The organism is Sulfurovum lithotrophicum (genome assembly GCF_000987835.1).
Taxonomy (GTDB): Bacteria; Campylobacterota; Campylobacteria; order Campylobacterales; family Sulfurovaceae; genus Sulfurovum; species Sulfurovum lithotrophicum.
In genome coordinates this window covers 626,104-639,115 of the sequence record NZ_CP011308.1, presented here as the reverse complement: position 1 = coordinate 639,115, position 13,012 = coordinate 626,104, and the positions used below count along the sequence as shown (strand labels likewise).

10 protein-coding genes are annotated in these 13,012 nt (G+C 45.7%); 5 read left to right on the top strand and 5 right to left on the bottom strand.

The annotated features are described in order from the left end of the window. Nucleotides 1-27 precede the first annotated feature (27 nt). Entirely contained in the window at nucleotides 28-876 is an 849-nt protein-coding gene (locus YH65_RS11625) for a peptidylprolyl isomerase (RefSeq protein WP_046550572.1), read from the bottom strand. 116 nt (nucleotides 877-992) lie between these two features. On the opposite strand from YH65_RS11625, the gene nth reads away from it, so the two are divergent. After that, nucleotides 993-1,643: an endonuclease III gene (nth, locus tag YH65_RS03020; RefSeq protein ID WP_179944239.1), complete on the top strand. Its 651-nt coding sequence runs from the start codon at nucleotides 993-995 to the stop codon at nucleotides 1,641-1,643. 6 nt (nucleotides 1,644-1,649) lie between these two features. Here nth and ppk2 read toward each other — a convergent pair whose 3' ends face one another. Further along, a complete protein-coding gene (gene ppk2, locus YH65_RS03015; RefSeq protein ID WP_084722012.1) occupies nucleotides 1,650-2,558 on the bottom strand; it encodes a polyphosphate kinase 2 in 909 nt (302 codons plus the stop codon). A 73-nt stretch (nucleotides 2,559-2,631) separates the two neighbouring features. Next, a complete protein-coding gene (locus YH65_RS03010) occupies nucleotides 2,632-3,903 on the bottom strand; it encodes a M20/M25/M40 family metallo-hydrolase (protein WP_046550571.1) in 1,272 nt (423 codons plus the stop codon). Between the two features lie 266 nt (nucleotides 3,904-4,169). On the opposite strand from YH65_RS03010, the gene YH65_RS03005 reads away from it, so the two are divergent. After that, complete coding sequence (locus tag YH65_RS03005) at nucleotides 4,170-4,388, top strand: hypothetical protein (protein WP_046550570.1); 219 nt, start codon at nucleotides 4,170-4,172, stop codon at nucleotides 4,386-4,388. Continuing rightward, nucleotides 4,388-4,570, top strand: a complete 183-nt coding sequence (locus tag YH65_RS03000) for a zinc ribbon domain-containing protein (protein WP_084722011.1) — start codon at nucleotides 4,388-4,390, stop codon at nucleotides 4,568-4,570. Before YH65_RS03005 ends, YH65_RS03000 begins: the two co-directional genes overlap by 1 nt. Nucleotides 4,571-4,766: 196 nt before the next feature. Here YH65_RS03000 and YH65_RS02995 read toward each other — a convergent pair whose 3' ends face one another. Next, a complete protein-coding gene (locus YH65_RS02995; RefSeq protein WP_046550568.1) occupies nucleotides 4,767-5,798 on the bottom strand; it encodes a phosphagen kinase in 1,032 nt (343 codons plus the stop codon). Nucleotides 5,799-5,952: 154 nt separating this feature from the next. Between YH65_RS02995 and trpB the strand changes: the two genes are divergently transcribed. Beyond that, nucleotides 5,953-7,176: a tryptophan synthase subunit beta gene (trpB, locus tag YH65_RS02990; protein WP_046550567.1), complete on the top strand. Its 1,224-nt coding sequence runs from the start codon at nucleotides 5,953-5,955 to the stop codon at nucleotides 7,174-7,176. A gap of 97 nt (nucleotides 7,177-7,273) precedes the next feature. Then, complete coding sequence (locus YH65_RS02985) at nucleotides 7,274-9,109, top strand: ABC-F family ATP-binding cassette domain-containing protein (protein ID WP_046550566.1); 1,836 nt, start codon at nucleotides 7,274-7,276, stop codon at nucleotides 9,107-9,109. Nucleotides 9,110-9,489: 380 nt separating this feature from the next. On the opposite strand, the gene metH is transcribed toward YH65_RS02985, so the two are convergent. Next, the gene (gene metH, locus YH65_RS02980) at nucleotides 9,490-12,999 is read right to left on the bottom strand and encodes a methionine synthase (RefSeq protein ID WP_046550565.1); all 3,510 of its coding nucleotides are present in this window, start codon (nucleotides 12,997-12,999) and stop codon (nucleotides 9,490-9,492) included. Nucleotides 13,000-13,012 lie beyond the last annotated feature (13 nt).

Genomic DNA, 13,012 nt, shown 5'->3' with positions numbered 1-13,012 from the left:
CTCCCCTTTTATATGATTGACGTTACACTATTTCTTTGCAGCATCTGCCTTTGCCATATTTTTTACGATCTTCGCTTTGCTCTTGAGCTCTTTTGCGATCGATGCCACTTTTTGGGAAAACTGCTGCTGTTTCAGAGAAGCGATGATTTTGTCTTTGACCTTTTCGTAAGGGACTGTCTGTGCTTCTATTTTGTCTTCAAGTAGGATAATATGATAACCAAACTGTGTTTTTACCGGCTCCAGTGTGATCTCGTCTTTTTTCAGTGACCACACTGCTTTGGAGAATTCAGGTACCATCTGACCTTTGCTGAATTTTCCAAGTTCTCCACCCTTTGGTGCTGAAGGACCTGTCGATTTTTCTTTTGCCAACTCAATGAATTTTGCTTGAAGCGCCTCACCTTTTAATGGTTTCAACTCTTTGATGATCTCTTTGGCCGTTTTTTCATCTTTGACCAGGATGTGTCTTGCCTGTACCATCTCTTTTTGAATGAACTTGTCTTTGTTCTTTTCATAGAACTCTTTGGCTTCACTGTCAGAAACGACAATACTGTCAAGCTGTTTTTTCATCCAGAGGTTGACAGCGAGCTCATCTTTGATCTTCTCAAGTGCCACTTTAAACTCGGGATCATTTTCAATCCCCTCTTTTTGGGCCAATTCCTTAAAAAGCTCTTTTTCAATCAGTCTCTCTGTAATCATCTTCTTCTGTGCTGGCGTAAGCTGTGAAAAGTGTGCATTCTGTGCAGTTGCACTTACAAATGCCTCTGCATCCTGCTTTGTGATATTCTTACCGTTGACTGTTGCAAGAATGTCCGATGCTATGAGTGATGATGTCATGAAAGCTGCTGCTACGAGTGATGTTTTAATGATTTTTACCATTTATGTATGTATCCTTGTATGTATTGAAAATTTATTAAGATTATATCTCTCTTAGGTAAATCATTCATTAATGTGATAATATTGCAGCATAATTCATGCTAAAGGTGAACTTTATTATGGTCAAAGTGAAAAAAGCGACAAAAAAAGAGATCGAAGAGATCAAAGCACTCTTTTTGGAACACTATCCCGATTCGGTCACTGAACTGGAGTACAGGAATCTCTATGAACTTCTTATCTCAGTGATGCTCTCTGCACAATGTACCGACAAGAGGGTCAACATCATCACCCCTGCCCTCTTTGAAAGATACCCGGATCCGGTCTCGCTTGCCAATGCTGACCTGGATGAAGTCAAATCCTACATCAACACCTGCTCCTTTTTCAACAACAAGGCGAAAAATCTCATCAAGATGGCACAGTCCGTGGTGGAGAATTACGGCAATGAAATACCACTTGAGAGAGATGAACTTGTCAAACTTGCCGGTGTAGGACAGAAAACCGCAAATGTCGTGATGATTGAGTATACCGGAGCCAACCTGATGGCAGTCGATACCCATGTTTTCAGAGTGGCACACCGCCTGGGACTCTGCGATGCCAAAACCGCAGTAAAATGCGAAGAGGAGTTAAGCAAAAAATTCAAGACCGACCTGCATCGGCTCCACCAGGCGATGGTACTTTTTGGACGTTACAGATGCAAAGCAATCAAACCGGAGTGCGACGACTGCTTCATGGCAGCACATTGCAGAACAAAAGAGAGTTTCAAAGTTTAAAAAGCTCTAATTCTCGCTATGTGTTCTTCTGTGGTAACGCTCAACGACCTCCGGATCATGATGCAGGTTGATCTTTGCATCTTCTTTCCCTTCATATGGGATCTGTGAGAGTACATAACGTATTGACTCCAGTCTGGCTTTTTTCTTGTCGTTACTGTCCACGATGATCCATGGGGCATAGCCTGTATGTGAACGGGAGAACATCTCCTCCTTGTAGTAGGTCACCTTGTCCCACATCTCCTGGGCTTTCTGATCGACCGGGCTCAGTTTCCAGTGCTTCAAAGGATTTGTCATACGTTCCTTGAATCGTTTCTGCTGATTCTCTTTGGTGATGGAGAACCAGAATTTGATCAGAATGATCCCGTCATCTATGAGGGCATGCTCTATCTCCGGCACTTCCTTCATAAACTTTTCATACTGTTCAGGCGTACAGAAATCAAAGACGGGTTCTACAATGGCACGGTTGTACCAGCTTCTGTCAAAAAAGGTGATCTCTCCAGGATTGGGAAGATGTTGGAAGTAACGCTGAAAGTAGAACTGACCCGTTTCTACCTCGGTAGGTTTCTGCAAAGCGACCACTCTGAATTTTCTGGGGTTAAGATACTGGGTAAAACGTTTGATGGAACCACCTTTCCCTGCAGCATCACGCCCTTCAAAGATGATCATCACGCGTTTCTTGTTCTCATAGACCCAGTTTTGCAGCTTGATAAGCTCTACCTGAAGTTCTTTAAGTTCATTTTCATACTCGACATTGCGGGTGATCTTTGCCAGTTTTTTCTTGTTCATCAGCTGGGTAAGCCCGCTTTTGGTTTTGAGAAGATGGATGTTCCCCTCAAGCTCTTTAAGTATATTTTGTGCTTTTTTGTCTTCGACATTCTTTTTTAAGTATTCCAAATCCTGAAAGATCGTTTTCATAGCTTTCCTTTAATATGTGTATCTTTAAATTTTACTCCTTATTCTCTTAAGCTCGATTAATTTTCATCATCATTTAGACTGATTGAATAATTTTATCCAAAACAGTAAAGGTCTTTTCCACAGAATCAAGTTTTACTCTCTCTCTGGTCGAATGCGGATAGCGTATGGTCGGACCGATGGAAGCGAACTTCATCTTCGGATATTTCTCGGCGATCACACCGCATTCCAGCCCGGCATGGATCGCCATAAGTTTACTTTTTCCAAAGACCTCTTTCATCTTTTCGTCCACCAGTTTGGTAAAGTCGGTTATATCAGGTTTCCACGCAGGGTATTTATCTTCCACTTTGCTCTCGAAGCCGTACATTTCAAAGAATGAAACTGTCTCATAGGTCAATGCATCTAGAGAATCTGCATCCATCGCTCTTGCACTGGTTTCAATAGTGACCCCGCCCCGTTCATCGGCATTGATAATGGCCAGGTTGATACTGACATCGGGAATACCTAATTCTCTGTTCTCTTTTCGTACCCCATGTTTAAAGGCATTTATAAGTGCAATGAGCTTATCGCCCTCACTCAGAATCATTGGAGATTCTCTGAGCTTGCGAACCTGCACCCCTCCCTCATTCTCCAACAGCTTTTCACATCGGACGATCGCCACGGCATTGGCAGGAATGGAATTTCGACGCTCCCCGGCATAAATACTCGCGAGCTGTGTGACATCTTTTTGCGCCAGGTAGCGCCCCAACACTTTGATGGCAGAGGGGATCCCCTTGTTGATATCCACACCGGAGTGTCCACCAGCAAGCCCTTTGACCGCCACTTCGTAACAGTCTCCTTTCCCTTCGGCATAACTGTCCTGCTTGAAGGCCGTGATATCCGCCCCACCGGCACATCCTATATAGACTTCTGCCTCATCTTCGCTGTCCAGGTTGAGCATATAGGCTGCCTTGAAATCAAAGGCCACTTCATTCGCACCGATCAACCCTATCTCCTCATCAGAGGTCAACAGAAATTCCAAAACCCTTCCCTCATCCATCAACTGCATCATCATCGCGATCGCCATACCGTTGTCCGCACCCAGAGAGGAGTCCTTCGCCTTCATCCAGCCCTCTTCTTCATACGTCTCTATCTGCGGTGCCTTCCCCATACAGACCATGTCGTAATGCGCCTGAAGACAGAGTGAAGGAGTTCCCTTGTGAATGTAAATATTCTTTGTGCTATCCACTTCAACCTCATATCCCCTCTCCTTGGCAAAATCCACCAGAAAATCACACAGTTTGTCTGCATCCTTTGAACAGTGCGGTATCTGCGTTAACGTTTTGAAATGTTCTATAATATTTGACATGTTTAAATAACCTTTCGTTTTAACAGTGCTGTGAGGACACAGCATCCTACAATATATTTTATTTGTCACTGAACATGGGCATGCAGGTTACGAAGGCATCCACATTTGCGGAGCAAGATGCCGAAGTCACCGTCCACATGCTTGTGAAGTGACGATTTTTTGCGATACTTTTTTTAAAAAAAGTATCAAAGAAACCCAAAATAACATAAAAGTTGGATACAACAAAAAGAAGTATAATACAATCATATAAAAATCAGGATATCATTATGTGCCTCATCATTACCCTCATCATGCTCGTCCTCAGCATCCAGAACCTCATGGAAGGTTACTACAACATCGGCATCCTGCAACTTGTGATCGCCCTCGGTTTTGCTTTCATGCTTTGGAGGAATATTCAAATCACACGTTGTGAGAGATCGGGAAACTGCAGTGGGTGTACACTGCCGGAGTGGCTGACAAAATGGTTCAAAAAAGAGGAAAAGTGATGGAACATTTTTTTACCTGTCCCTACTGCTGGGAACAGATATCCATGGTACTTGACTCCTCCGAAGAGGAGAGTGAATACATCGAAGACTGTGAGGTCTGCTGCCGGCCCATCGAACTCTTCTTCAAGTTCTCAGGTGACAGGCTTGTCTATTTTGAAGCACGAAGGATGGAGGGGATATAAAAAAATACTATCTATTTTTTTAGGATCAAAGATATCCATAGGTGCGTAATGCCCGAAGGAAATGCCCTTGGGGTGCATGCACCTTTCATAAGGCCTTTTGACAAAAACTAGATTGTATACCAATTCTATCAAATGGTGTGCTATTGCACACCCTACGCATAAAGAAACTCGAAAGAGTGTATCACAAAAGAGTAACTTATCCCAAGGCCTTTTCTGCATCGATCAGCGCAACGACACCGTTGTACATATCCTGTACCGCCCGTACTTCGGTAATACCTAAACGGCGGCGGTTACTGATGTCATAGATACCGCCTTCACTTTCACTGTGTTCTCCGTGAATGCCTCGTATCTGCAAATGATACTTGTCTGTAATGGCTTTGAAAGCCTCCATATTCTGCGAGAGTTTCGGCAGAGCTATATGGACACTTGCCCGCATGGCAGTACCGAGATTGGTAGGACAGGAAGTGATGAACCCCAGATGATAGCTGTAGGAGAAAGGAATTTTTGTTTCGATGCTTTTGACCGCATTGACCAGGCGGGTAAAGACTTCTTTGATGTCTCCCCCCTTCTGCATGGAGATGATGCGCAGCTGATCTTCCTCATTGACCCATACCAGAAAAGTCTTGTCGTTGTTATGGTATATCCCCCTGCCTTCAGGCCAGTCCCGGTTCAGCCCGGCAGCATTAAGGAAACGGTCACCCTCTTTGAATAAAAAGTGATCTTTGATCAATGCATCCTGTACCTCTTTGCTCATCCCAAGGATCGGATAGTACTTTCCGGCTAGTTCTCCTTCAAGCCGGGAGAGAGCCTGGATCACATCGGCCTCTACCTTGTTTCGCTGTTCTCTTGAGATAGCCGGACCCAGGGGCATATTATCGACATTGCGTCCTACCCTGATCCTTGTTGAGAGAATGAATTTTCCTTCCGGGTCCGGATTGGGAGCTTTCAGCAGATCAGGTTCCATACAACTGTGGTGGGAATCATCTCTGGTAAATCCATGGTACTCTTCTATGATCGGATCGAACAGGGGTGCAAAGACTCTGTACGATTCTTTGTCCCCTGCATAGACACCGATATTGCTGTCCGGGTTCTTTACCCCGGAATTGATCGCCTGTTCCAGGGTAAAACCATTGGATGTTTTCCTGTCTTTTAGCAGATCAAACACTTCTGGCGTCAGGTACTTGCAAAGCAATGATTTGCAGTTTTCTGGAAAATTCGGATAGTTCACTCTTAGCCTCCCCCATTCCAATATATAATTTTTACTTTTGATTATTATAACCAAATCATACTTTTACAGAGCTCTTTAAAGGTATCCTGAATTCAGTCACTCAAAAACCCTTTTTAAGTACAATATTTTAATCAACTATTTCAAAGGATATTTTATGGCAACAAACATTTTCAACTGTCCGCTACCGGATGAAAAAGGATATTTTGGGGAATACGGCGGTGCATTCATTCCTCCTGAACTACAGACGATCATGGATGAAATCACCGCATCCTACGAAGAGATAAGACAGGATCCGGAATTCCTTGAAGAGCTTGCAGACCTTTACCAGCATTACGTTGGCCGTCCAAGCCCGATCTTCCATGCGAAACACCTTTCCGAAAAATATGGTGCCGATATCTACCTAAAAAGGGAAGACCTCAACCACACCGGTGCACACAAGATCAACCACTGCCTGGGAGAAGCACTGCTTGCCAAGAAAATGGGGAAAAAGAAGATCATCGCAGAGACCGGTGCCGGACAGCATGGAGTAGCGCTTGCCACTGCAGCCGCTCTTGTCGGACTTGAATGTGATATTTATATGGGTGAGGTCGATATGGCAAAAGAACACCCCAATGTGGTCAGAATGCACATTCTAGGTGCAAACGTCATTCCTGCTACACATGGCAGACGTACCCTGAAAGAGGCCGTCGATACGGCATTCGAGAATTACCTTAAAGATCCGGTGACACAACTTTACGCCATCGGTTCGGTGGTAGGGCCCCACCCTTTCCCGCGGATGGTAAGAGATTTTCAGTCCATCGTAGGGGTGGAAGCCAGAGAACAGTTCCAGCTAATGACAGGAAAACTCCCTGACAATCTTGTCGCATGTGTAGGCGGCGGTTCAAATGCCATGGGGCTGTTTACCGCTTTCATCGATGACGAATCCGTTGCCATGCATGGCGTAGAACCTGCCGGTAGAAGCCTCGATATCCCTGGAGAGAATGCCGCAACAATCACTTTGGGAAAACCGGGTGTCATGCATGGCTTCAAATCCTATATGCTTCAGGATGAAAACGGTGAACCTCAGGAAGTCTATTCGGTTGCCAGCGGACTGGACTACCCTTCCGTAGGACCGCAGCATGCCTACCTCAAAGATCTCGGCCGTGTCAACTACGGTTCCATCAATGACAAAGAGGCGATTGATGCATTCTTCGAACTTTCAAGAGAAGAAGGGATCATTCCTGCCATCGAATCGGCACACGCGGTCGCCTATGCGCTCAAGCTCGCACAGGAGCCTGATGTCGGAACGATACTTGTCAATCTTTCCGGACGCGGCGACAAAGATATCGATTTTGTTGTGGAGAATTACGGAAAAGACTACGGCATCCCTCAAGATTGATCAAAGATGCCTATGCGCTATCCTATCTAAAAAAGCATAGGGAACCTCTATGGCATTTTCGCTATACTTCGTCCAATATTTCACAATTGGACGATAGATGATACAGCTCACAAACCTTTCCAAAAGCTTCGGTGGTCAGACACTTTTCAAAAATCTCAACCTTAAAGTCACGGCCCATCAGAAGATCGGCCTTATAGGACGTAACGGTACAGGTAAATCAACCCTTTTCAAACTGATACTCGGAGAAGAAAGTTATGACGAAGGGGAGATCAGCATCCCGAAAAATTACCGTATCGGTACCCTGCGGCAGCACCTCGAATTTACCAAGCATACTGTTGAAGAGGAGTGCGCACAGATACTCCCCGAAGATGAACAGTACAACTTCTACAAGATCGAAAAGATCCTTTTTGGTCTGGGCTTTACTGCAGAGGACCTTCAAAAAGACCCTTTGAGTTTTTCGGGTGGGTACCAGATACGTATCAACCTTGCAAAACTCCTGGCGACCGAGCCCAATATGCTGCTGCTGGATGAACCGACCAACTACCTCGACCTTCTCTCACTGCGCTGGCTCAAACAGTTCATACGCGAATTTGACGGAGAGGTCGTTCTCATCACACACGACCGGGAATTCATGGATGCCGTGACCACACATACGATGGGCATACAGCGTAAAGGTCTTTTTATGGTCCAGGGAGATACACACAAGTACTATGAAACACTTGCACTGCAGGATGAGACCTATGAAAAGACCAGACTCAATCAGGAAAAGAAACGAAAAGAGCTTGAAGATTTCATTGCACGCAACAAAGCCAGAGCATCCACTGCTGCCCTGGCACAGTCCAAGGTGAAAATACTCGAAAAAATGGAAGAGATGGATGAGTTGGAGAGCGAAAACTCCCTCTCTTTTCACTTCAACTACAAAGAGACACCTGCCAAGATACTTTTCAGGGCAGAGGACCTCGGTTTTGGATACAAGGAAGATCAACCGCTTTTTGAACATCTCACTTTTGCGATGGAGAACGGAAAGACACTCGCTATCATAGGGAAGAACGGCAAAGGTAAATCTACCCTGCTCAACTATATCGCAGGGGAACTGCCCCGGCAGCAGGGTACCCTTTCTTTTCACCCCTCCACCACCATGGCACACTTCGGACAGACGAACATCGAACGACTCAACACCCAACATACCATCATAGATGAGATCACCTCTGTCGATAAGAAAATCGGCATGGCCGAAGTGCGTGCCATCTGCGGAACGATGATGTTCTCCGGCGAACTGGCGGACAAAAAGATAGAAGTGCTTTCAGGGGGTGAACGAAGCCGTGTCATGCTGGGTAAGATCATAGCAACACCTGCAAACCTTCTCCTGCTCGATGAACCGACCAACCACCTCGACATGCAGTCCATCGATTCGCTCTGTGATGCCATAGCCTCTTTTCAGGGCTCGACCATCATGGTCACTCACTCCGAAATGCTGCTTAGGCGGCTGGCTGACGCACTCATTATTTTTCATAAAGGCGGTGCGGAATATTTTGACGGCAGCTACGATGACTTTCTCGAAAAGATTGGCTGGGAAGAGGAAGAAGGTACAGTCAAGCCTAAAAAGAGCAAACCAAAGCTTGACAAAAAAGAGCGTAAAAAGAGACGGAGTGCCATCATAGAAGAAAAAGCCAAAGAGGCCAAATCTGTCAGAGAAGAGATCAAATTCTGCGAAAAGAGGCTCGAAGAGCTTGAAATCCTCGAAGAGGAGCAAAATACAGCCCTTGAGACTGCTTCAAATTCCGGAAACAATTCCGCAATGATAGAACATTCCAAAGCTGTTGCTGAGACACAAACAGAGATAGAAGCGCTCTTTGAAAGGCTGGAAGTGGCTACCGAAGCACTCGAAGAGATCAATGGGAAATATGAGATAAAGTTGGCTGAGTTGGCATAAATTACTGTGTATATTGATATACATACACTTATATGCCAACAAAAAAGTAGTTAAAGAATATTAATTTTGTATCACCTGCAAAATAAAATTCAACAGATACAAGACAGCAATGACACTTAATGTCCAGATAAGTGCTCGCTTAACGCCGATACTCGGATTGTGTGTTCCGCAGTGCGGACATCGTTTCACACCATCTTCTACTTCCTGCTTACAGTATCGGCAGGGAACTTTTTTATTTGTATCTTTTTTTTCCAATTTCTTCTCTTTGATATTCAATTTTATTGGGCTTTCGCCATAATCATTGTTTTTATGACTATTTCCCTTTGTAGTGGGGCAATTCCCACCCTACACGCGCAGGAGGTAGCCAAATGTGTATATTTTTATACGGCGTAGTAGCTCGCTTTGGGGTGGTGCACCACCAAAGCCGTCGTACTTTGTTCCGGATGTATCTGGAAGGTTTCACTCAGCTCAATACCAAACTCTTCAGGCTTTAGCAGATCAAAAATGATACGGCTCTGCTCAAGGTCCGGGCAGGCCGCATAGCCAAATGAATATCTTGCACCCCGATAGCGGTTCATTCGGACATCCCTGAGCGTAGCACCCTCATCTTCTTTGAGAATACCGAGATCCATACGTATCTGTTTATGTGCTACTTCGGCAAGGGCTTCGGCAAGCTCTACCGAGAAACCGTGTACCATGTTGTACTCAAGGTATTTACCCGCATCGTAAAGTTCTTTCTCGTAGGCTGAAAATTTGGAACCGGCACTTACACAGGTGATACCCAGCACATCATGCCGCTCATGCCTGAAAAAGTCACTCAACGCCCTGTAGGGTTTTCTTCTCTGTCTCGGGAATGAAAAGACATACTCCGCCCGGCCTACTACTTCTTTGAAAGGTTCCCTGTCGGCATTTTCATCGACATTCCATCCCTCGTTCTCGGAAAAAACCAGCAATTCACGGTCGTTACTTCGTACGGGATAATAGCCGTAAATGATCGTCGGGTCGAAGAGATCTTTATCAATGAACTCATGCTTAAGACGTTCATAGGCAGGATAAACTGTTTCATCCAGCAGTTTCTGATATGCCTCCTTGGTCATCCCTTTGCTCTTGTAACCCCAGTGCATCTTGATGACCGACTTTTTGTTCACCCAGTCAAAGACCATGCTCAGATCAAGATCCTTTTTTTGAAGTACCCGTCTACCCCAGAACGGCGGCGTGGGGATATCAACCGGTTCAGGCATCTGTATCTCTTCAAAAGGCGGAATAACCACCTCTTTCTTTTCTTTCTTCTTTTCTCTTTTTACCATATCAGCAGGCAGACGGGTATCAAGACCAACAGAAGGATCTTCATTGTATTTTTCGATACGACTCATTGCGATCACCCCGTCAAAAGCATCACGGCAGTAGAAGATGGGCCCTTTGTAGATAGGTCGGCAGAAGTCATCGACAAATGAGCGTGTCAGTGCCGCACCACCCAGAAGGATAGGTATGGTCATACCCATTTCTGCCATGGTTTCCAGGTTGTCTTTCATCACCGCTGTGGATTTCACCAGCAGTCCGCTCATGCCGATCGCCTGCACCTTGTGTTCTTTATGGGCTTCAAGATAAGTATCAAGTTCAGTTTTGATACCGACATTGATGACTTTGAACCCGTTATTGGAGAGGATAATATCGACCAGATTCTTACCTACATCGTGTACATCACCTTTGACCGTTCCGATCACCAGTGTCGTATCGGTTTCCTTCTCCTGCTTTGTCAGGTAGGGATTCAGGTAATCGACTGTCGCTTTCATTGTTTCTGCCGACTGCAGAACAAAAGGAAGCTGCATCTGACCTGAACCAAAGAGTTCACCGACTACTTTCATCGCATCAATGAGGATTTCGTTGACGATCCTGTCCGGATCGATCTCTTTTCTTGCTTCTTCGACTAGAGGAATCATACGCTCTTTGTCCCCGTCCAGCAGCAGTTTGGCGATCTTCTCCTCGCTGTTCATCGCCTCATACTCTTCATCAGTCCCGGAATCATCTACCGTTTTATCAGAGAAGTGTTCTATGAACTTGAAAAGCGAATTGTCATCAGGATTGAAAAGCAATTCTTCACAGATATCGATATCTTCACGGCTCATCTTCGCCAGGGGTATAATATGTTTGACGTTGATGATCACCGAGGTCATACCCGCCTGTATACAGTGATGCAAAAAAACCGAGTTAAGATAGACTCTTGCATTCTTGTCGAGTCCAAACGAAATATTCGAGAGCCCCAGCGTTGAACCTACTTCAGGATGCCTTTTATGCAGTTGTCTGATCGCTTCAAGTGTCTGGATGGCCGCATCACGGTACTCAAGGTCACCCGAACCGACCGTAAAAGTCAGCATGTCAAAAATAAGGTTTCTCGGATCGATCCCATGACGGTTGACACAAAGGTCATAAATACGTTCGGCGATACGTAATTTTTCCTCTGTGGTCTTTGCCATTCCTTTCTCGTCGATGGTCAGACAAACAAGTGCGGCACCGAACTTTTTAGCAAGACGACAGATGTCATCGAGCTTCTCTTCTCCATCTTCCAGATTGACCGAGTTGATGATGGGTTTTCCGCCAATGCATTTGAGCGCAGCTTCCATTGTGTTCACACGGGTAGCATCCGGCATCAGGGGCAGCGGTATCTTCTGGTTATAGAGCTCCATCACCTCTTTCATATCCGCCGCACCATCACGTCCTGCAAACTCCACGTTCACATCGAGACAGTGTGCCCCGTCACGTACCTGTGCCTGGCCCACGGTCAGTGTACCTTCATAGTCACTCGCAATAATGAGCTCCCTGAATGCTTTGGATCCCGTCGCGTTACTTCGCTCCCCAATGAGCAAAGGTGCAGGTTTCTGGAAAAGTTCTGTCGTATTGAAAAGCGATGCGATGGAAGGCTCGATGGTTCCTGTGGATTTCTTTGGTATTATGGTCTCTACGGCTTTCTTGAGTGCCTGTATATGCTGCGGCGTCGTACCACAGCAGCCGCCAAGAAAACTTACACCGTCAAACTCCGTAAATTCCAGCTGTTTTTGCGTGAATTCGTCCGGTCCCATCGGATAATAGGTATACCCCCCGCGGTTTTGCGGCAAGCCTGCATTGGCATGTACGGAGATAGGAATATTGCACAGTTCACTCAGCGTTTTGAGATGTTTCTTCACCTGATCGGGACCGGTTCCACAGTTGAAGCCAAGAGAGAGAATGTCAAACGGCTCCATGATCGTCACAATGGTGGCTGCATCCGTACCGATGAGCATGGAGCCGCTCAGTTCAATGGTCACAGAAACCATAACCGGCAGTTCAGCACCACGATCTTTACCGGCATCCTGACAGGCATGCAGTGCTGCTTTGATCTGAAGAGGGTCCTGACATGTTTCAAGTAAAAATACGTCGCATCCACCGTCGATCAGCCCCAAAGCCACTTTTTTGTAGCCCTCATACATCTCGTCATAATGAATATGTCCAAGGGAAGGCAGTTTGGTTCCCGGGCCGATGGAGCCGAGTACGAATTTCGGTGAAACCTCTGTCCCATACTCCACACAGATCTCTTTGACCAGTTCCGCCCCTTTTTTAGAGAGCTCATAGGCACGCTCACCCATCTGGTATTCATCGAGTACCCAGGGCATGGTACCAAAAGTATTGGTTTTTATCAGGTCAGCACCCGCCATCGCGTAGCGTTTATGGATACGTTTGATCAGGTCGGCTGCAGTATCGTTGAGCAGTTCGTTGCAGCCTTCCTGCTCTTTGCCACTGTGATCGATCCACGCTTCTTTTGGTACGTCAAGATCCTGTATCTGCGTACCCATAGCACCGTCTATGACCAAAATACGCTTTTCCAATAGTGAGTTAATTGTTTCGGTAACAGACACACGCTTCCTTTTA